Genomic DNA, 19,587 nt, shown 5'->3' with positions numbered 1-19,587 from the left:
CCGCCCGCACGCCCTCTCCCCGCTGACCCGTGGTCTCAGCCTGCGGCCAGCCGCCGGTCCAGCGAGATGACGGCACCCCGGAAGGCGCGTCCGAGGCCCGGGCGGGCGAGCCTGACCACCAGCCGGAAAGCCGCCGTCCCGTCGGCGGCGAAGGTCCACCGCACCCGGGTGCCGGCGCCCGAGGGGATGAGCCGCCACTCCTCGGCCAGCGCGCGGGCTCCCGGCGCGTTGGTCCGGTCGACACGGTACCCGTACACCTCGGGCGGCTTGACGGCGATCACCGTCTCCAGGAAGCGGCCCCCGCCCTTGAGCCGGATGTCACGCCGGGCCCCGCCGTCGACGGGCCGGGCGGACGTCACCGACGCGAACCACTCGGACCAGCCGGGCACGTCGTCGGCGAGGGCGCCGAAGACGGCTTCCGGGGCGGCGGACATCTCCTGCTCGAAGAAAAAACGTACGGGTGCGACCTCGACGAACTCAAGTTCCACCGGACGCAGTTGACGAGCCATGGGCGAAACCCCCGCGGAAGAAGGGCAGTTGACCGGGCCGTATCACCCTAGCTGACGGCCAGTCACCTGTCTGCGGCGTCGTCCGGCTCGCCCGCCACGACCAGCCGCCGCAGATGTTCCGACACCTCCGCGCGGGCCGAGCCCGACAGCCCGGAGTCCGTCACCAGCGTGTCCACCTGCTCCAGCGCCGCGAAGGAACTCAGGCCCACCGTCCCCCACTTGGTGTGGTCCGCGACCACCACGACCCGCCGCGCGGACTGCACCAGCCGCCGGTTGGTCTCGGCCTCCGCGAGGTTCGGCGTGGACAGGCCGGCCTCGACCGATATCCCGTGCACACCCAGGAACAGCAAGTCGAAGTGGAGCGCCGCGATCGCCTGGTCGGCCACCGGCCCCACCAGCGAGTCCGACGGAGTGCGCACCCCGCCGGTCAGCACCACCGTGGCCGCGCCCTGCCGGGGGCCCGAGGTGCGCTGCGCAGCGTGGAAGACATCGGCCACCCGCACCGAGTTGGTGACGACGGTCAGATCCGCGACGTCCACCAGCTGGTGCGCGAGCGCGTATGTCGTCGTACCGCCCGACAGCGCGATCGCACTGCCCGACGTGACCAGCTCGGCCGCGGCCCGTGCGATGTCCTCCTTGGCGGACAGCTCCAGACCCGACTTCGCCTCGAACCCCGGCTCGTGCGTGCTCGCCTCGACCACCGGGACGGCACCGCCGTGCACCTTCTCCAGCACACCCTGCCGGGCGAGCGCGTCCAGATCGCGCCGCACCGTCATGTCCGACACGCCGAGCTTGCGGGTCAGCTCGTTGACGCGGACACCACCACGGCGTCGGACCTCGTCCAGGATCAGGGCGCGCCGCTGCTCCGCGAGGAGGTTCTGATTCTCACTCACGTACGCTCCGGTCCTTTCGCCTCAAGCCGCCCGACACGCCACGCGCACAAGCTCCGACTAGGGCATTTTGCCCGTCCCCGGTGCGCGGACGCCCCATCCTCGCACGCGCCACGCCGGGTGGCGCCACTGACCGTCCGGACTCCCGCATGTCACCGAGGCGACATCCGGGCCTCGGCTGTCACACGGATCGGGGACAATCCGTGACGGAGGGTGTGCGCCGCGCTTCCCAGGGGCGATCCTGGTGCCGCACGGACAGATGCCGACGGCGCGTCACGGGGGAAGTGCGAACAGTGGAACCTGCGCAGGACAATGCCTCGACCCGGAGAGCGGACGACTGTGTTCCGCAGCCCGGGGAAGCCGGAACCGCCCTGGAACTCCTGGTCCACGGAGTGGGCGGCACCACACCAGAACAGATGCTGGACGATCCGCGTACGGTGCGGATCTCCGGCGACGACATCGCGGCGGTCTTCCGGCGCGCCGAGGACGCCGACGCCGAGTCCCGGCCCGCCGACCACCGAGGGCGGCCGGTGCCGGAGGCCTACGTCTGGTGCAACCTCACCTCCGGCAACGGCACCCGCGCCCTGTGGCTGCTGCTGTTGCCGTTCATGGTCGTCAACCTCGCCCACTGGATGCGCCCCACCGCCCGGGGCCGCAGACGGACCGTGCGCCTGTACGGCCTGCTGGTACGACTCGCCGGCCTCACCCTGACCGTGCTGCTGGTCGCCGCCGCCTGCGAGGTCGCCCTGGATCTCGCGGCCTGGCAGTGCGCGGGCACCCGCGCGTGCGCCGAGCGGCACTCCTGGCTCGGGTTCCTGTCACCCGTGACCTCGGACGGCGGCTGGTGGAGCAGGCCCGGACGTCGTCTCGTGGTCGCCGCGCTGGTCCCGGCCGCCCTCACCGCCCTGCTGTGGTACCTGTCCCACCGCACCTGGAGCGCCTACGAGTCCCAGCAGCCGATGTCCCGCCCCCCGGAGCCCGAGGAGGAGACCGGCCGCACCGCACTGAGCCGGCCCGGGTTCTGGTACGGACGCCGCCTGGTCGCCCGGCTGCGCGCCGCCCACACCGCCGCCGGCCTGCTGACGGTCGCCGCGGCGGTGGGCACCTCGGCCGCGCGCTTCGACCACCGGCCCGGCGGCCCCGCACTCCTCGACGTCCTGGGCCGGCTCCTGGAGGCGGCGCTGGCCGTGGCCGCGGCCGGCGTGGTGTGGGTGGTGTGCCGCAGGGGCCGCAGCGAGCACCGCCTCGACCGGCAACTCGACCAGCATGTCGTACGACGGCTGCCGCTCGCCGCCGTCGCCCTGCTGGTCCTCGCCGCGGTGTACGCCGGCTGGGAGCGCCCCGAATGGACGTCGGCCGGCCGGCTCCCCGGCGACACGACCTTCGGCGGCATCGCCCTGATCCAGGGCCTGCTGGTGATCGCCCTCGGCGTCGTCGCCCGCGTACTGCACCGCGCGCACCCCGACTCGCGCGCCGCGATGCGCGGGCTGGGCGGTCCGGCGGTCGCGATGCTGGCCTGTGCGCTGGGCGGGGTCATGTCCGGCGGCGTCTCCCAACGTGTCTCCGACTGGCTGGACGGCACCGGTACCAACATCCCCGGCCCGCCGGTCCTGCTCACCTGGCAGGCGTCGGTGATCCCGCCGCTGCTCCTCGGACTGCTGGCGCTGTTCGGCTGGCTGGGACGACGTACCTGGCTTCTGCGCCGTCTCGAAATGGCCGCGGTGGAGCGCGACTACCCCGACGAGCCGCAGGACCTCACCCGCACCCGCCGCATCGCCCGCATCCGCGCCATGGCCACCCTCACCGACCGCGCGCCCCTGATCGTCGCCGTCACCTCCACCGCGACCCTGCTTCTGGGGGCCGCGGCCCTGGTCGGCGCGATGACCACCGACCAGACACCCGGCGCGGCGGCCCAGCGGTCGTACGCCGTCGTCGAGAGCGCCGCCGAGACCTCTCAGGCGCTGGGCTCCTGGCTGATCGGACTCGGGTTCATACTCTTCGTCACCTGGGGCCGACGCGCCTACAAGGATCCCTCCGCGCGCCGCACCATCGGCATCCTCTGGGACGTCGGCACCTTCTGGCCGCGCGCCGCCCACCCCTTCGCCCCGCCCTGCTACGCCGAGCGGGCCGTACCCGACCTGACCTGGCGGATGGCGACCTGGACCCGGGCCACCGGTGGCCGGCTCGTCATCTCCGGTCACTCACAGGGCAGCGTCCTCGCCGCCGCCGCGGCCTGGCAGCTCACCCCGTCCGTCCGCAGACGCGTCGCGCTGCTGACCTACGGTTCCCCGCTGGAGCGCCTCTACGGCCGCTGGTTCCCGGCCCACTTCGGCCCCGCTGCGCTCAGCGCCCTGCACCAGGACGTGGACTGCTGGCGCAACCTGTACAGGTCCACCGACCCCATCGGCGGCCCCGTCCGCCTGACCGGCGCCTGCGGTCCCGAGGTGGACCGAGAGGCTCTCAAGGACCCGCTCGTGTACGGCCGTACGGCGCGTCACCCCCTGCCCGCGCCGATCCTCGGCCACTCCGACTACCAGGCCGACCCCGCCTTCGCCGAGGAACGGGAACGGCTGCTCGGCCGACTGCGGCCCGACCTGCCCACTCCACGACGCGAAGGAGGGGCTCAGGGCGAGTCGGGCAGGTCCTCGCCGTAGAGCAGCGTCAGGTCGTCCTTGCTCGGGTCGTCGAGGTGGGCGACCCGGCTCGCGTGCCGCTCGACCATCGCCTCGAAGGTCTGCCGGGCGGTACGGCCGTTGCCGAAGGCGGGGCCCTTGGGGAGCGTCGTGAAGTACTTCAGCAGTGCGTCCGTGGCGCCCGGCGCCAGCCGGTACTCGTGCTCCTCGGCCTGCTGCTCCACGATCCGCAGCAGCTCCTCGGGGTCGTAGTCGCTGAAGGTGATGGTCCGTGAGAAACGGGAGGCGACACCCGGGTTGACCGACAGGAACCGTTCCATCTCGGCGGTGTAGCCCGCGACGATCACCACGACCGCGTCCCGGTGGTCCTCCATCAGCTTCACCAGCGTGTCGATGGCCTCCTTGCCGAAGTCGCGGCCCGAGTCCTCCGGCGACAGCGCGTACGCCTCGTCGATGAACAGCACTCCGCCGCGCGCCCGGTCGAACGCCTCCTGCGTGCGGATCGCGGTGGAGCCGATGTGCTCGCCGACCAGGTCGACGCGGGACACCTCGACCAGGTGGCCCTTCTCCAGAACCCCGAGGGAGGCGAGGATCTCGCCGTAGAGGCGGGCGACCGTCGTCTTTCCGGTGCCCGGGGAGCCGGTGAAGACGAGGTGGCGCTTGACGGACGCGGCCTTCAGACCGGCCTGCTGACGGCGCCGGCCCACCTCGATCATGTCGGTGAGGGCCCGTACCTCGCGCTTGACGCTGTCCAGGCCCACCAGCGCGTCCAGCTCACCCAGCACGGCCTTCGAGGTCCGCACCGGCTGCTCAGGCTCCGGAGCGGCGACCAGCGGGACCTGCTCGGTGCTGCGCTGCCCGGGGATGGAACCCAGCAGACTCGGCGAGTGGGGCACCGTCTCCACGGCGGTCGCCCGCGCGGCGGGCGGCCTCGGGCCGCCGCTCTCGTCGCTGGTGCAGTCCTCCACCAGGGGGCCCGCCCCGGATGCCGCGTCCGGGGCGTCCGCGAACTCGTACCCGCCGCGCGCGCAGCGCTCCGTGCGGCACTTCCGCAGGGTCGTACGACAGCCGTCGATCACATGGAAGCCGTAGCCGCCGCTGCCCGTCACCCGGCAGTTCAGGAAGCTCCCGCGGCCGCCCGCCGAGACGTAGAAGCCCGCCTCCGCGGGGGAGTCGACCGTGCAGCGCTCGATCGTCGGGTCGGCGCCCTTGGTGACGATCACGCCGGTCTGTGTGGCGTCCACGGTGCAGTTGTTGAGGGTGCCGCCACTGCCGTGGTCACGGAACCAGGCACCCGTCGCCGCGTCCCGGATCCGGCAGTCGTCGAGCTGGGCGGTGGCGCCGTCGCTCACCGAAACGGCGGTGTTGCGGACCTGGGAGAGATCACTGTCGACGACGTCCGCGCGGGAGCCGCGGTCGAGGACGAACAGGGCGTCCGGCACGTCGTGCACCCGGCACGAGTCCAGTACGGCGGTCGCTCCGTCGCTGACCCAGACGGCCGGGTAGTCACCGGTGCTGTCGAAGATCTCGCACTGGTTGGCGTCCACCCGCGTGCCCGGGTCCCACACCGACAGGCCGTTGCGGCCGAACTGACGCACCGTCGTCCGGGTCAGCGTGAGCACCGAACGTGAGCGCAGGTCGACCGCGTTCTCCGGGATGTCGTGGATACGGCAGTCGGCCAGGGTCAGCACGGCGTCCGTGTCGAGCGTGACACCGTCGGCGGTGGTGCGGTGCACATCGCAGTCGGTGAGGTGGGCGGTCGCCCGGCCGGTGACCTGGACACCGCTGCCGCGGACCTCGAAGACCTCACAGCCCACCGCCTCCAGCGCCGAGTTCTCACCGGTCGCGGACAGGCCCACCCCCGAGGTGTGGTGCACCCGGCAGCGGTCCAGGCGCGGGTGCGCGCCGCCGCGTACGGCGACGCCCGCCTGGCCTGCGGCGACGACCTCGCACTCCTCGAACACCCCACCGCCGCCGTCGAGTACCGCGATGCCGATGCCGGCCGGGTTGTCGACGGTGCAGCGGCGCACCGTCGGCCGCGCGCCGCCGCGCACCTCGATGCCGGACGCCGACCGCGTGACGATCCGTACGTCCGTGAGCTCCGGCGTGCCCTCCTCGACGAGCAGGGCGGGCGCGGCGGCGTCCTGGCCCTCGATGTGCAGGTCCTGGACCACGGCCGAGGCCCGCACGGTCAGCGGCACCCCGTCCACGGGCGCGATCCGCACCGACCCGGGGGAGCCGTCCGGGCCGCGCAGCGTGACCGCCCGCTGGACGACGAGGTTCTCCCGGTAGGTGCCGGGGGCGACGGTGAGGACGTCGCCGTCGGCCGCGGCCTCCAGGGCGGCGGCGAGCGACGCGTACTCACCTGTGCGGCGCCGCCACCTCGATGTGCCGGTGTGCGTCACCTGGACGGTGCCCTGTGCCATGGCGCTGCTGTGCCCCCACCTCGTGGTACGCGGGTTGTCGATGCCGAAAGTGTTCGGCCGGTCCACCGTAGCGTGCGCGCAGACCGTGGGTTGACCAGAGCCGGAAGGCCGTCAGCTGCCGGTGCCGGTCCTGCCCCAGTCCGGGCCCGCCCGGTCCCAGGCCCGGTCCCAACGGGCGTACCGGCGACGGACCATGCGCCACAGCGCCAGTCGTCGGCCGGCCTCGACGACGCCCGCGGTCAGCAGGGCCGCACCGACTCCGGCGAGCACGGCGTGGGTGGTGGCGGTGGCGGAGTCCAGCGGGCGGGCCGCCATCCGGCCGTGCCGGTCCGTCCACAGCGTGAAGTGGTCGCCGGGGTGCGGACTGCGCAGCGCGGCCAGCACGGTGCCGTGCTGGGCTGTCCCGTCCGGTCCGGTCCAGTCGGCGGTCACCCGGCTGCGCAGGTCCCGCCCGGCGGTGGTCTCGGGGTCGGTGTCCAGCGGGAAGCGGCCCAGTTCACGGACCACGGTCGCCGTCACCTCGTGACGGGACTCGCGTTGCTCGCGGACGGAGCGCTGCAGCGCGTCCTGGGCGACGCCGCCGACGAGCCAGCCGAGCACCGGGCCGGCGACCAGGACCAGCAGCAGAGCCGCCAGACACAGCCAGGCCTCCGCCAGATCGGTTCCCCGGCGCAGCGGGTTGTGCCGCCAACGCCAGAGTCCGGTGATTGCGCGCACCCTCCCGCACCCCCTTCCCGCTCCGTGATAACCCCCGACACTGCTGTTCACGCGCGGACCCGGTCAAAGAGAGAGCGAAATCACCAGCGCCGGGTCCTCTCATGAACTTCTCACGGAAATCCCAACGCCCGGACCCCCGGGCCGGGTTCCCGGGATCTTCGCCTAGGCGACTTCCGGGCCATCGAGGACGGTGACCGGATCGCCGACCCGGATCGTGCCACGGGAGCGGGGCACCAGGTTCTGCCCGAAGGCGAGTTTGCCGTCGAGACGGCGGTGCCGGCCGAGGGTGTGCAGGGGTTCCCGGCCACGTTCGGCGGTGGCCTGGTCGGTCGTGGTCACGACGCACCGCCCGCACACCTTGGCGACCCGGAAGGTGACCTCGCCGATCGCGACGAGCGACCAGTCGTCCTCGGCCCAGGCCTCGGTGCCCGCCACCACCACGTTCGGCCGGAAACGGTTCATGGGCAGCGGGCCCTCGTGCGCGTGATCACCCTCGGCGATCAAGGAGTTGAGGGCGTCGAGGGAAGCGGCGGAGGTGAGCAGCAGCGGAAAGCCGTCGGCGAAGGACACCGTCTCACCGGGCAGCGCGTACTGCGGGTCGACCGGCCGACGGGTTGCCGGGTCGTCCATGTGGACCAGCCGCACGTCGATGCCGAGATACGCGCTGCACCAGGCGTGCGCCGCCTCGCCCTCGGCCAGGACTCCCTCGACCGTGTCCCCGAAGATGTCCACGGGCACCGTGCCGCTCGGCCTCGGAACGGGAACCGTCAAGGATTCCATCCCGGGTGCGGACAGCCGGACGCCGCCGCCGGGCAGAAGCTCGGCGACGGCAGGCGCGAGGCGTGGTTGCTGGCGTTGCGTGACGACCTTTCCCCTGTCGTCCATCAGTACCCAGCGCCGGTCCCCCGCCAGCCCCCAGGGCTCCACATCGGCCTCCTGGAGCGCCAGGCTCCGGAACGCCTTGACCGGATGAACGTGAATCGACTGCAATCGCGGGTTCCCCATGGGGCCATCGTGCCAGGCGGCACGGACAACCCGAGACCCGTCAGTAGCCGCCGCGGTACTGCTGCTGGTTGTACGGGTCCTGGTAGTTCGGCTGCGCCGGGCGCGGAGCCGCGGGGCGCATCGCCTCGTAGCCGGTGGCCATACCGGCCCCTGCCGGACGCGGTTGCTGGGGCTGCTGGCTCGGGTAGCCGCGCTCCATGCCGGCCTGCTGCGGGATGTACGCGGCGGGCGCCTGCTGGAGCGGGGCCGGCTGCTGCGCCTGCGGGTAACCGTAGGAGGGCTGGGAGGGGCCGGAGGGAAGAGCGGGCAGTGCCGACGGCAGCGCCGGCAGGTGACTGCCCGGCGTGGCGTACTCGGCGGGGACCCGGATCGGGGCGATCTGCGGGGTGCCCCGCTCGGCCACGAGCGAGTCGTAGATCGGGGTGTCCGGGAAGGAGGCGGAGTAGTAGCCGCCGCCATAAGTGGAGCGGGGGGAGGTCATGGCACATAAGTTAAGCCCACGATCTGCTGGTTGGGGAGACCGATAAGAGGGTTGTTTTCTGTGTCGGGGGTGACGCGGGGTACCCAATGTGAGCGAACGTGGCAAAAAGGGGCGGCGCGCACGGCGACGTTTTGGTAAAAGCCGAGTTCCGGGCGGGTTACCGGCCAGTCGGGGACCGTCTTCCCGCACCGCCCATGGGAGTTCGGCGTCCCGGGCAATAGGTTGACGGGTAGACAACAGGACGGGGCGGCCCGGGCACGGCCTGGCGCGCTGACACGTGATGGGGGCTGGCATGTCGATGCCGAAAGGATCCAACGCTCCGGTGCCTACGACGGCCCTGCGCGTCGAACTGGGCTGGCGTTCGGGGCCGGGGGTGCCCGACGTGGACGCCTCGGCGCTGCTGCTGGTGGCCGGAAAGGTCCGTTCCGACGGTGACTTCGTCTTCTACAACCAGCCGCTGCACTCCTCGGGCACCGTCCGGTACGAGGGCAAGCGGGAGGAGGGCGGCAGGGTGACCGACACGCTGGTCGTCGACCTCGCGCGCATGGAGCCCGCGATCGAGACCGTGGTCCTGGCCGCCTCCGCCGACGGCGCCACCTTCGCCGCCGTCCCCGAGCTCTACATCGAGGTCAGGGACGCCGAGCGGGACACGGTGGCCGCCCGTTTCGACAGCCCCGGCGCCACCGTCGAAACCGCTTTCGTGCTCGGTGAGTTCTACCGCCGCCAGGGCGCCTGGAAGTTCCGGGCCGTGGGCCAGGGCTACGGCAGCGGGCTGGCGGGCCTCGCCACGGACTACGGCATCACCGTGGACGAGCCCCAGCACACCGCCCCGTCTCCCGCCGCACCCGTCGCACCTCCGGTCACCACCCCTCCCACGCCCCCGCCTCCGCCGCCTCCCTCGGCACCTCCCACCGCACCCGTCCGCCTGACGAAGGTGACGCTCACCAAGGCGGCCCCGTCCGTCTCGCTCACCAAGCAGGGCGGCACCTCGGGCGCCCTGCGGGTGAACCTCAACTGGGAGGTCCACAAACAGTTCTCCGGTTGGGGCAGCAAGCTCGGCCGAGCGGTCGCCACGCACGCGGACCTTGACCTAGACCTGTGTGCCCTGTACGAACTCAGTGACGGCAGCAAGGGAGTCGTGCAGGCCCTGGGCAACGCCTTCGGAGCCCTGCACCAGCCGCCGTACATCCACCTCGACGGTGACGACCGCACCGGCGCCGTCGCCGGCGGCGAGAACCTCACCGTGAACCTCGACCACACGCAGGCCTTCCGCCGGGTCCTCGTCTTCGTGACCATCTACCAAGGGGCGCGCTCCTTCGCCGACCTGCACGCCACGGTCACGCTCCAGCCGCAGCACGGCGCACCCGTCGACTTCTCCCTCGACGAGTGCACGGTCCCCTCGACGGTGTGCGCGCTCGCCCTCATCACCAACACCGGCGGCGACCTGGTGGTCCGGCGCGAGGCCCGCTACCTGGTGCCCGAGCGCGGCGTGAGCCCGCAGCGGACCGTCGACCGTGCCTACGGGTGGGGCATGAACTGGACCCCGGGACGCAAGTGAGCGCTCAGCTCTCGTCGCCGACGACAGTCTCGGGACGCGTGTAGGTGCGGCCCTTCCAGGCCGCGCCGCGCCCCCGGTAGTGCTGCACCGCGGAATCCACCGTCATGAGGAGATAGAGGAACGCGGTGAACGGCAGCAGGGGAGCGAGCCACAGCGGCTGCCGGTAGTGACGGAGCATCGGGACGTACGTCCCGGTCATCACCGACCAGGCGAGGCCGCCCAGCACCGCTGCCGCCGTCCACCCCCTGGCCGCACCCACGACCACGGCCACGGGCGGCACCAGGTACACCAGCGCGAGCCCGGCCACCGTACCGGCGAGCAGCAGCGGGTTGTGCCGCAACTGCGCGTACGCGCTGCGCGACACCATCCGCCACAGGTCACGCAGCCGCGGATACGGGCGGACGCTGTCCACCCGTTCGGCCAGCCCCAGCCAGATGTGACCGCCGCCGCCCTTGACGGCCCGCGCCAGCGCCACGTCGTCGATGACGGCGTGCCGGATCGCCTCCGGGATCCGAGCCCGCTCGGCGGCCTCGGCGCGCAGCAGCACACAGCCGCCCGCCGCGGCCGCCGTCCGCCCCCGCTTCCGGCCGATGCGGCGGAAGGGATACAGCTGCGCGAAGAAGTACACGAACGCCGGTACCACCAGCCGTTCCCACAGGCTCTCGACCCGCAGCCGCGCCATCTGTGAGACGACGTCGAAGCCGCCCGGCCCGGCCGCCGCGACCAACTGCCGCAGGCTGTCCGGCGCGTGCGCGATGTCGGCGTCCGTCAGCAGGAGGTACTCGGGGCCCCGCACACGTGCCAGGCCGATACCGTGGCGCACCGCCCACAGCTTTCCGGTCCAGCCCGCGGGCGGCTCGCCGGGGGAGGTCACGGTCAGCGGGAGTCCGCCGTGCCGCCGTGCCAGCTCGTGCGCCAGCTCTCCGGTGCCGTCCGTGCTGCCGTCGTCGACGAGGAAGACCTCGGCCGGCCCGGGATAGTCCTGCGCCAGCAGCGACGGCAGGCTCGCCGGCAGTACCGCGGCCTCGTCACGGGCGGGAACGACGACGCAGACGGACGGCCAGACCTCCGGTTCCCGCCCGGGCGGCAGCCTGACGTCCGTACGCCAGAAGAAGCCCTGGCCGAGCAGCAACCACAGCCAGGCGGCGAGTGATCCGGCGGCGATCCACACGATGGCGCTCACCCGCGCAGTCTGCCCCACCGGCCCGGCCCGCACAGGGGGCATCGTCTATCGTGGCGGGGTGAAGATCGCGCTCATGGACTCCGGAATCGGTCTGCTGGCGGCCACTACCGCGGTACGGCGTCTACGGCCCGACGCCGATCTGGTGCTCTCCCTCGACCCCGACGGAATGCCCTGGGGCCCGCGGACCCCGGAGGACCTCACCCGGCGCGCCGTGGCCGTCGCCGAGGCCGCCGCCGCGCGGCGCCCCGACGCCCTGATCGTCGGCTGCAACACCGCCACCGTGCACGCCCTGCCGACTCTGCGGACCCTGCTGGAACCCGACATACCGGTCATCGGCACGGTTCCCGCGATCAAGCCGGCCGCGGCGGGCGGCGGCCCCTTCGCGATCTGGGCGACGCCCGCCACCACCGGCAGCCCCTACCAGCGCGGACTCATCGAGGACTTCGCCGACGGCGTACCGGTCACCGAGGTGCCTTGCTACGGCCTGGCGGAAGCGGTGGAGCACGCGGACGAGGCGGCCGTCGATGCCGCCGTCGCCGCGGCCGCGGCGCTGACCCCCGACGACGTGACGACCGTCGTCCTCGGGTGCACCCACTACGAGCTGGTGACCGAGCGCATCCGCGCGGCCGTGCAGCGCCCCGGCTTCCCGCCGCTCGTCCTGCACGGATCCGCCGGGGCGGTCGCCGCCCAGGCGCTGCGCCGACTGGGTGAGCAGCCCGCCCCGCGGGCCACCGCCGACGGCACGTTGACGGTGCTGCTCAGCGGCCGTGAGGGCGTCCTTCCCGAGGCTGCTCTCGCCTACGCGGAAGGCCGGCTCCTCACGTCGGTCAGCCCCGCGCGCTGACGTCCGCCGAGCCCGATAACTCTGAGCGACGAGCTGGCGGCGCAGCGAAACCTGAGTACTCTCATAGCCATGAGGGACCACCCCCACGGTGAGCACACCCCACATCCCGACGTCTGGACCGGGCGCGCCTCCAACCGGTTCCAGTGGCTGCTGGCACTCGGCGGCGCCGCCTGCCTGGCGCTCGGCATCGAACTGGCCGTCGACTCCACGTGGACGTCCGGCATCGCTCCGCTCGTGATGTCCGTCGTCGGCTGCATCGCGGCCGGACTGCTGGTCCTCTTCGGCACTCTCGCCTTCGTGCACGTCGCCCTGAAGGTCGACACGGATTCCCTGGAGGTGCGCTGCGGCCACATCGGTGTGCCGCGCCGCCGGATCCCGCTGGCGCATGTCGCCGGCGCCGAGTTCGACCCGCACGTCACTCCCCGCCACTGGGGAGGCTGGGGTTACCGCTGGCGACCCGAGAAGGGCACCGCGGTCGTCGTACGCCGGGGCGAGGGCGTGGTGCTGCAACTGTGGGACGGCCACACGTTCACCGTCACCGTGGACGACGCCGAAGCGGCGGTACGCGTCATCAAGGACCGGCTACGGTCCAGCGCCGCGCGCTGAACGCACGCCGCACCGGGGTTCACGGGTTCACGGGTTCGGCCGGTCGCCGCGAGGGCGTACGTCCGTCTCACGCCGGGCCGACTCGTCGGCCAGCGGACGGGCCGTGGCCAGTCCCGCCAACAGCCCCGCCGCGACCGTCACCGTGGTGAAGCTCAGCGCGTTGCCCAGGCAGGCGATCGCCGCCACCGCCGTCAGCGCCGCCCCCGCGGTCAGCGCGACCGGCGTGGGACGCCGGGTGCGCCACAGTGCGTACAGCATCCAGCAGAAGGCCGCGGCCAACAGCGTCACGCCCACGACTCCCTGTTCGGCCGCCTGCTGCAACGGCGCCGAATGCGGCTTGCCGTCGGACAGCAGCGTCCGGGTCGCCGTCCCGCTGAGCTCGCCGAAACGACCAGGGCCCACCCCGACAGCCCCCTGCCCGCGCGCCATGTCCAGGGCGTCGTGCCACAACCCGACCCGGTGCGGGGTCAGTCGGCTCTCCAGCGCGCCGCCGAACCGGCCCGGCACCGCGCCACCGGCGACCGCCCAGGTCAGGCCCGCCACCAGGAACGCGGACAGGGCCAGGCCGACGAGAGCGGGACCGCGGTGACGGATCCGGCCCGCGACGAGTGACCACAGCAGCACCCCGACGCACGCGGCGAACCCGCCGACCGAGCCGAGCAGGGCCGCGACCACCGCGATCCCTGCCGCCAGCGTCCGCAGGGCCACCCTCGGGACGAGGGCCTCGGTGGCCCAGGCGGCACAGCACGCGGCACCGGTGGACAGGGCCAGCAGCGCGGCCACCCCACCCGCGTCCCCGAGCGGGGTGATGATCTCGGGCCCGGGGGAGAGACGCGGCAGCCCCACCGTGAGGCCGAGCCCGGCCAGGGCCCAGGCACTCGGCGCGGCGACCGGCAGCAGGGCCCCGCAGATCCGTCCCGCGGCATATCCGGCGGCCACCGCCAGGATCGCGAGCAGCACACCCTCCGGGCGGCCACCGTGGACGGCCGCCGTGATCAGGGCCCAGGCCGCACAGGCCCCCAGGATCACGACGCCCGCCGCGTCGGAGCCGTTTCGTCTGTCCTCGTCGCCCGCCGTCGACTGCGGACCGACCGCAGACGTCATCCCCGTGGAACCCACCCCGCCCCCCGAACCCCGGTCGCCCCCGACCTGCGTCGCCCCCGGACGTGCCGGGCGTTACCGGCCCGTACGAACGAAGACTGGGGCACACCGTAACCGCTGATGGGCGGTTTGTGGACAAGTGGGACCGATTTACGCGGGAACGTTTCGCTGCCGCGAGCGGGACGGACCGCGCTGTCGACGCCGAGCTCGGCCGCCGTAGACTCCCACAGTGACCGTCACCGCAACCTCCGTGGACGAGTCGGACCAGGTAAGGCCGCCGACCGCGCCCGCATCAATCAGGGCGCGACTGCTGCGACTCGTTCCGGCCGCCGCCGCCGCGCTCTCCGGAGTGCTGCTCTACGTCAGTTTCCCGCCGCGCACCCTGTGGTGGCTGGCCCTGCCGGCCTTCGCCGTCTTCGGGTGGGTGCTGCGCGGGCGCGGCTGGAAGGCGGGCCTGGGTCTCGGCTACCTCTTCGGCCTCGGCTTCCTGCTGCCGTTGCTGGTGTGGACCGGCGTGGAGGTCGGTCCCGGTCCCTGGCTCGCGCTGGTGGTCATCGAGGCGGTCTTCGTCGCGCTGGTCGGCGCCGGCGTCGCAGCGGTGTCGAAGCTGCCCGGCTGGCCCCTGTGGGCAGCCGCGGTGTGGATCGCCGGAGAGGCGGCACGCGCACGTGTGCCCTTCCACGGCTTCCCCTGGGGCAAGATCGCGTTCGGTCAGGCGGACGGCGTGTTCCTGCCGCTCGCCGCGGTGGGCGGCACCCCGGTCCTCGGCTTCGCCGTCGTCCTGTGCGGCTTCGGCCTCTACGAGATCGTGCGGCTGGCGATGGCGGCACGGCGTACCCGGGTGGTCCGCCGGTCGGCGGCGGCCGTCGCCGTGCTGAGCGTCGCGGTGCCGGTGCTGGCCGCGGTGGCCGCCCGGCCACTGGTCAGCGACAAGGCCGAGGACGGCACCGCGACCGTCGCCGTCATCCAGGGCAACGTGCCCCGCGCCGGACTGGAGTTCAACGCCCAGCGGCGGGCTGTGCTCGACTATCACGCCCGCGAGACGGAACGGCTGGCCGCCGAGGTCAAGGCCGGCAAGGTGGCCAGGCCCGACTTCGTCCTGTGGCCGGAGAACTCCTCCGACATCGACCCGTTCGCCAACGCCGACGCGGCCGCCGTCATCGACCAGGCGGCCAAGGCGATCGGCGTACCGATCTCGGTCGGCGGAGTCGTCGAACGCGACGGCAAGCTCTACAACGAGCAGATCCTGTGGGACCCGGTGAAGGGGCCCGGCGACACGTACGACAAGCGGCAGATCCAACCCTTCGGCGAGTACCTGCCGCTGCGCTCGCTCATCGGGGCGATCAACAAGAACTGGACCTCCATGGTCCGCCAGGACTTCAGCCGGGGCAGCGAGCCGGGCGTGTTCGACATGGACGGCGCCAAGGTCGGCCTGGTCACCTGCTATGAGGCCGCGTTCGACTGGGCCGTGCGCTCCGAGGTCACCGACGGCGCACAGATGATCTCCGTCCCCAGCAACAACGCCACCTTCGACCGCAGCGAGATGACCTACCAGCAGCTCGCCATGTCCCGGGTGCGTGCCGTCGAGCACAGCCGGACCGTCTCCGTCCCGGTGACCAGCGGGGTCAGCGCGATCATCATGCCGGACGGCAGGATCACCCAGAAGACCGGCATGTTCGTGGCCGACTCACTGGTCCAGAAGGTTCCGCTGCGCTCCTCGCAGACGCCCGCCACACGGCTGGGCATCCTGCCGGAGATCGCCCTGGTGCTGGTCGCCGCCGGTGGACTCGGCTGGGTGATCGGCGCCGGTGTGCGCCGTCGGCGCGCCGGTGAGGTGTAGCCGTACGCCCGGCGCACACCCAGTGAAGATCACCGAAGTGACGAGACCGGCCCGTTAGGGTCGGGGCCATGGCTACTCCTGACTTCATCCGTACGCTCCGGACATCCATCGGCCACCAGTTGCTCTGGCTGCCGGGCGTCAGCGCTGTCGTCTTCGACGACGAGGGCCGAGTGCTGCTCAACCGCCGCTCGGACACCGGCAACTGGGCGCTGATCGGCGGTATCCCGGAGCCGGGCGAGCAGCCGGCGGCGTGTGCCGTGCGGGAGGTCGAGGAGGAGACGGGGGTCGTCTGTGTGGTGGAGCGGGTGATCGTCGTACAGGCGCTCAAGCCCGTCACCTATGACAACGGCGACGTGTGCCAGTACATGGACACCTCCTTCCGCTGTCGTGCCGTCAGCGGGGAGGCATGGGTCAACGACGACGAGTCGCTGGACGTGGGCTGGTTCGCCGTGGACGCACTGCCCGAGCTGAACGGGTTCTCGCTGCAAAGGATCAAGCAGGCCCAGTCGGACGCCCCCACATGGTTCGACCCTACGAGTTCCGAGTGAAGTATGGGTGGTGACCATATGGGGCGGGAGTCTGGTGCTGTCTAGGGTCGGGCCATGACCGCTCGTAGTGCCCTCCCGGGGCCCCACTCCTCCACGCTCGACCTCGGCGGCCGCACCGCCCTCGTCACCGGTGCGGCCGGCGGCATCGGCCGCGCCTGCGCTGTGCGGCTCGCCGCCGCCGGGGCGAAGGTGAGAGCGGTCGACCGGGACGGCGCCGGTCTGGAGACGCTCGCCGCCCAGAGTCGGGACCTCGCGGGCACCGTCGAGGCGCACGTGCTCGACCTCACCGATCTGGACGCCGCCGAACTCGTCGCCGCGGGCACCGACGTCCTCGTCAACAACGCCGGTCTGCAACTGGTGCGCCCCATCGAGGAGTTCCCGCCCGAGGTCTTCCACACCATGCTCACCGTGATGCTGGAGGCGCCCTTCCGGCTCATCCGCGGTGCCCTGCCCCACATGTACGGGCAGGGATGGGGCCGCATCGTGAACGTGTCCTCCGTCCACGGTCTGCGTGCCTCGGCCTACAAGTCGGCCTATGTGATCGCCAAGCACGGTCTGGAGGGGCTGTCCAAGACGGCGGCCCTGGAGGGCGCACCCCATGGTGTTACCTCGAACTGTGTGAACCCGGCCTATGTGCGCACGCCACTGGTCGAGACCCAGCTCGCCGACCAGGCCCGGGCACACGGCATCCCCGAGGAACGCGTGCTGTCCGAGGTGCTGCTGCAGGACAGTGCCGTCAAGCGACTGATCGAGCCGGAGGAGGTCGCCGAGGCGGTGGCCTACCTGTGCGGCCCGCACGCCTCCTTCGTGACCGGTACCTCGCTCGTTCTCGACGGCGGCTGGACCGCCCACTGAGCTGTCCAGCACGGTCGCCCGCGGAGTTTTCCACAGGGCGGAACGGACGGCCGGACGATGGGGAATCCTGTGAGCATGTCCCGCGAACACGTGCAGTCCGTCGAACGCGCCGGTACCGGCGGTGCCGCCGCACCGGCCGCCGCCGCGCCCGCCCCCGAGGCGTCGGCAGCCCCCGGGTCGGCTGCCCATGCGGCGGCTGTCCATGGGGCGGCTGTCCATGGGTCGGCCGCCCATGCCTCGGCCGACGGCGGGCCCGGCGACAGCGGGCCGGGCGGGAGCGTGCCGAGCGACGGTCCCGAGGCGCCGGGCCTCGACGGCGTGGGCGCCGCCACGCCGGTGACCGGCGGCGGTGAGTCGCCGGTGGCCGACAGCGACGAGTCGCCCATGTCCGACAGCGGCGACGCGGGCGCGCCCCGCAGCGCCGAAGCGCCGTTCCTGGAACTGCTCGCCCGGGGCGCGTCCGCCGACGCCTATGAGCAGCCGGTGCTGATCGCCCGCGCCGAAGGGCGGCCGGCCGCGGAGATCGCCGCCCTGGAGGCCGTCAAACCACTCGCGCTGCGCGTCCGCTCGGAGCTGGAGGGCAGACGTCGACGGGAGGCCGAGCTGTCCGCGCTCTTCGAGACCGCCCACGACCTGGCCGGGCTGCGCGACCTGGACGCGGTCCTGCGGGCGATCGTGCAGCGCGCCCGCTCGCTGCTCGGCACGGACGTCGCGTACCTCAGTCTCAACGACCCGGCGCGTGGTGACACCTACATGCGGGTCACCGAGGGCTCGGTCGCGGCCCGCTTCCAGCAGTTGCGCCTGGGAATGGGAGAGGGACTCGGCGGCCTCGTCGCTCAGACGGCCCGGCCGTACGTCACCGACGACTACTTCAAGGACGAACGCTTCCAGCACACCCTCGTCATCGACGCCGGCGTGCGCGACGAGGGCCTGGTCGCCATCCTCGGCGTACCGCTGACGCTCGGGCCCCATGTGATCGGGGTCCTGTTCGCGGCGGACCGGCGGGCCCGGGTCTTCGAGCGGGAGCAGATCGCTCTGCTCGGCTCCTTCGCGGCGCTGGCCGCCGCCGCCATCGACACCGCGAACCTCCTCACCGAGACCCGTTCGGCGCTCGGGGGCCTGGAGCGCGCCAACGAGATCATCAGGGACCGCAGCGGGGTCATCGAGCGGGCCTCGGACGTTCACGACCGGCTCGCCGAACTCGTCCTGCGCGGCGGTGGAGTCCACGACGTGGCCGCCGCCGTCTCCGAAGTCCTGGACGGCACGGTCGAGTTCACCGAGCCCGCCGCGGCACCCGCCCGGGCCGTGGAGGTGTCCCGGGCCGAGGGACACGCGGTGCGGCACGCGGACGACTGGATCGCCGCGGTGTCCGCCGGCGGTGAACTGCTCGGCGCGCTGGTGCTGCGCGGCCACCCGGGGCTGGACCCCGTCGACCAACGCACCCTGGAGCGCGCGGCCATGGTCACCTCGCTGCTGCTGCTCGCCCGACGCTCCGCCGCCGAGGCCGAACAGCGGGTGCGCGGCGAGCTGCTGGACGACCTGTTGGACGCCCGGGACCGCGACCCACGGTTGCTGCGCGAGCGGGCCTCCCGGCTGTCCGCCGATCTCGACGCCACCCATGTGGTGCTCGCCGCGCGCCTGGACAGCAGGGCGGCCGACGCCGACCAGGAGGCGGCCGCCCGCCGACGTCTCTGGTCCGCCGCGTCCCACCTCGCCGCGACCCGGCACGGCCTGGCCGCCGCCCGCGACGGCGGTACCGTCCTGCTGCTGCCCCTGGAGCCCGGCGCCACAGCGACGGAGGTGGCCCGCCACACGGCCCGCCACCTCGGCGCCGCCGTGCACGAGTCGGTCACCGTCGGAGCCTCCGCCCCCGTCGAGGAACTCGCCACCCACCCGGACGCCGTGGCCGCCGCCTACGAGGAAGGCCGACGCTGTCTCGACGCCCTACGACTGCTCGGGCGCTCCGGTGACGGGGCCGCCGCGGAGGACTTCGGCTTCCTGGGCCTCCTGCTGGCCGGGGACCGGGACATCGCGGGCTTCGTCGACCGTACGATCGGCCGGGTCGTCGGGTACGACGAACGGCGCGGCACCGACCTGGTGCGTACCCTCGACGCCTACTTCGCGTGCGGGATGAGCCCGGCCCGCACCAAGGACGAACTGCACGTCCATGTGAACACGGTCGCTCAGCGGTTGGAGCGGGTCGCCCGCCTCCTCGGTGACGACTGGCAGAGCCCCGCCCGAGCCCTGGAGATACAACTCGCCCTGAGGCTCCACCGGTTGTCAGGGGCCGGACGGCGCTGACCCCCGTACACACGGACGTACGGGGGCGGGGATCGGACCTTCCTGGCTCGCACCTGCCGTGCACGGCTCCGACTCGACGGTCCGAGCCGG

The 19,587-nt window shown here is 72.8% G+C and carries 16 protein-coding genes; 8 read left to right on the top strand and 8 right to left on the bottom strand.

Annotated features, from left to right (window positions below; genetic code table 11):
* Positions 1-35 precede the first annotated feature (35 nt).
* Positions 36-509 carry an SRPBCC family protein gene (locus tag ABZ027_RS11515; protein ID WP_356766844.1) on the bottom strand — a complete coding sequence of 158 codons (474 nt, stop codon included), beginning with the start codon at positions 507-509 and terminating at the stop codon, positions 36-38.
* Between the two features lie 62 nt (positions 510-571).
* Positions 572-1,402: a DeoR/GlpR family DNA-binding transcription regulator gene (locus ABZ027_RS11510; RefSeq protein WP_356766842.1), complete on the bottom strand. Its 831-nt coding sequence runs from the start codon at positions 1,400-1,402 to the stop codon at positions 572-574.
* A gap of 290 nt (positions 1,403-1,692) precedes the next feature.
* Here ABZ027_RS11510 and ABZ027_RS11505 point away from each other — a divergent pair, with 290 nt between their 5' ends.
* Entirely contained in the window at positions 1,693-4,053 is a 2,361-nt protein-coding gene (locus ABZ027_RS11505) for a hypothetical protein (RefSeq protein WP_356766840.1), read from the top strand.
* On the opposite strand, the gene ABZ027_RS11500 is transcribed toward ABZ027_RS11505, so the two are convergent.
* The 4 genes from ABZ027_RS11500 to ABZ027_RS11485 all read right to left on the bottom strand — a co-directional run bounded on the left by ABZ027_RS11500 (position 4,023) and on the right by ABZ027_RS11485 (position 8,661).
* Positions 4,023-6,458, bottom strand: a complete 2,436-nt coding sequence (locus tag ABZ027_RS11500; protein ID WP_356766838.1) for a right-handed parallel beta-helix repeat-containing protein — start codon at positions 6,456-6,458, stop codon at positions 4,023-4,025. The two genes, ABZ027_RS11505 and ABZ027_RS11500, sit on opposite strands and share 31 nt — an antisense overlap.
* A gap of 111 nt (positions 6,459-6,569) precedes the next feature.
* Positions 6,570-7,175: a hypothetical protein gene (locus tag ABZ027_RS11495; RefSeq protein ID WP_356766836.1), complete on the bottom strand. Its 606-nt coding sequence runs from the start codon at positions 7,173-7,175 to the stop codon at positions 6,570-6,572.
* A 162-nt stretch (positions 7,176-7,337) separates the two neighbouring features.
* On the bottom strand, positions 7,338-8,180 hold the full coding sequence (locus ABZ027_RS11490) for an MOSC N-terminal beta barrel domain-containing protein (RefSeq protein WP_356766834.1): 843 nt from the start codon (positions 8,178-8,180) through the stop codon (positions 7,338-7,340).
* A gap of 40 nt (positions 8,181-8,220) precedes the next feature.
* On the bottom strand, positions 8,221-8,661 hold the full coding sequence (locus tag ABZ027_RS11485; protein WP_356766832.1) for a DUF6643 family protein: 441 nt from the start codon (positions 8,659-8,661) through the stop codon (positions 8,221-8,223).
* A gap of 298 nt (positions 8,662-8,959) precedes the next feature.
* On the opposite strand from ABZ027_RS11485, the gene ABZ027_RS11480 reads away from it, so the two are divergent.
* On the top strand, positions 8,960-10,219 hold the full coding sequence (locus ABZ027_RS11480; RefSeq protein ID WP_356766892.1) for a TerD family protein: 1,260 nt from the start codon (positions 8,960-8,962) through the stop codon (positions 10,217-10,219).
* Positions 10,220-10,223: 4 nt separating this feature from the next.
* Here the strand turns inward: ABZ027_RS11480 and ABZ027_RS11475 are convergent, their stop codons facing one another.
* The gene (locus ABZ027_RS11475; protein ID WP_356766830.1) at positions 10,224-11,444 is read right to left on the bottom strand and encodes a glycosyltransferase; all 1,221 of its coding nucleotides are present in this window, start codon (positions 11,442-11,444) and stop codon (positions 10,224-10,226) included.
* A gap of 16 nt (positions 11,445-11,460) precedes the next feature.
* Here ABZ027_RS11475 and ABZ027_RS11470 point away from each other — a divergent pair, with 16 nt between their 5' ends.
* Positions 11,461-12,246: an aspartate/glutamate racemase family protein gene (locus ABZ027_RS11470; RefSeq protein ID WP_356766828.1), complete on the top strand. Its 786-nt coding sequence runs from the start codon at positions 11,461-11,463 to the stop codon at positions 12,244-12,246.
* Between the two features lie 69 nt (positions 12,247-12,315).
* Positions 12,316-12,852, top strand: coding sequence for a hypothetical protein (locus ABZ027_RS11465; protein WP_356766826.1), 537 nt, complete (start codon positions 12,316-12,318; stop codon positions 12,850-12,852).
* A 27-nt stretch (positions 12,853-12,879) separates the two neighbouring features.
* Here the strand turns inward: ABZ027_RS11465 and ABZ027_RS11460 are convergent, their stop codons facing one another.
* Entirely contained in the window at positions 12,880-13,956 is a 1,077-nt protein-coding gene (locus ABZ027_RS11460) for a hypothetical protein (protein ID WP_356766824.1), read from the bottom strand.
* A gap of 226 nt (positions 13,957-14,182) precedes the next feature.
* Here ABZ027_RS11460 and lnt point away from each other — a divergent pair, with 226 nt between their 5' ends.
* The 4 genes from lnt (at position 14,183) to ABZ027_RS11440 (ending at position 19,497) form a co-directional block, all read left to right on the top strand.
* A complete protein-coding gene (gene lnt, locus ABZ027_RS11455) occupies positions 14,183-15,793 on the top strand; it encodes an apolipoprotein N-acyltransferase (RefSeq protein WP_356766822.1) in 1,611 nt (536 codons plus the stop codon).
* A gap of 68 nt (positions 15,794-15,861) precedes the next feature.
* Positions 15,862-16,341 carry an NUDIX domain-containing protein gene (locus tag ABZ027_RS11450; protein ID WP_356766820.1) on the top strand — a complete coding sequence of 160 codons (480 nt, stop codon included), beginning with the start codon at positions 15,862-15,864 and terminating at the stop codon, positions 16,339-16,341.
* A gap of 54 nt (positions 16,342-16,395) precedes the next feature.
* Positions 16,396-17,196 carry a 3-hydroxybutyrate dehydrogenase gene (locus ABZ027_RS11445; protein WP_356766818.1) on the top strand — a complete coding sequence of 267 codons (801 nt, stop codon included), beginning with the start codon at positions 16,396-16,398 and terminating at the stop codon, positions 17,194-17,196.
* A 384-nt stretch (positions 17,197-17,580) separates the two neighbouring features.
* The gene (locus ABZ027_RS11440; protein WP_356766890.1) at positions 17,581-19,497 is read left to right on the top strand and encodes a GAF domain-containing protein; all 1,917 of its coding nucleotides are present in this window, start codon (positions 17,581-17,583) and stop codon (positions 19,495-19,497) included.
* Positions 19,498-19,587: the final 90 nt, after the last annotated feature.

The sequence above is a fragment of the Streptomyces sp. NPDC006332 genome (assembly GCF_040612855.1).
Taxonomy (GTDB): Bacteria; Actinomycetota; Actinomycetes; order Streptomycetales; family Streptomycetaceae; genus Streptomyces.
This window is presented reverse-complemented; position numbering and strand designations above follow the sequence as displayed.

Bases quoted from the DNA above. Each gene is read 5' to 3' on its own strand.
- ABZ027_RS11485 (WP_356766832.1), bottom strand. From the start codon at position 8,661: ATGACCTCCCCCCGCTCCACTTATGGCGGCGGCTACTACTCCGCCTCC.
- ABZ027_RS11480 (WP_356766892.1), top strand. From the start codon at position 8,960: ATGCCGAAAGGATCCAACGCTCCGGTGCCTACGACGGCCCTGCGCGTC.
- ABZ027_RS11515 (WP_356766844.1), bottom strand. From the start codon at position 509: ATGGCTCGTCAACTGCGTCCGGTGGAACTTGAGTTCGTCGAGGTCGCA.
- ABZ027_RS11490 (WP_356766834.1), bottom strand. From the start codon at position 8,180: ATGGGGAACCCGCGATTGCAGTCGATTCACGTTCATCCGGTCAAGGCG.
- ABZ027_RS11440 (WP_356766890.1), top strand. From the start codon at position 17,581: ATGTCCGACAGCGGCGACGCGGGCGCGCCCCGCAGCGCCGAAGCGCCG.
- ABZ027_RS11465 (WP_356766826.1), top strand. From the start codon at position 12,316: ATGAGGGACCACCCCCACGGTGAGCACACCCCACATCCCGACGTCTGG.
- ABZ027_RS11460 (WP_356766824.1), bottom strand. From the start codon at position 13,956: ATGACGTCTGCGGTCGGTCCGCAGTCGACGGCGGGCGACGAGGACAGA.
- ABZ027_RS11445 (WP_356766818.1), top strand. From the start codon at position 16,396: ATGACCGCTCGTAGTGCCCTCCCGGGGCCCCACTCCTCCACGCTCGAC.
- ABZ027_RS11450 (WP_356766820.1), top strand. From the start codon at position 15,862: ATGGCTACTCCTGACTTCATCCGTACGCTCCGGACATCCATCGGCCAC.
- ABZ027_RS11475 (WP_356766830.1), bottom strand. From the start codon at position 11,444: ATGCCCCCTGTGCGGGCCGGGCCGGTGGGGCAGACTGCGCGGGTGAGC.
- ABZ027_RS11500 (WP_356766838.1), bottom strand. From the start codon at position 6,458: ATGGCACAGGGCACCGTCCAGGTGACGCACACCGGCACATCGAGGTGG.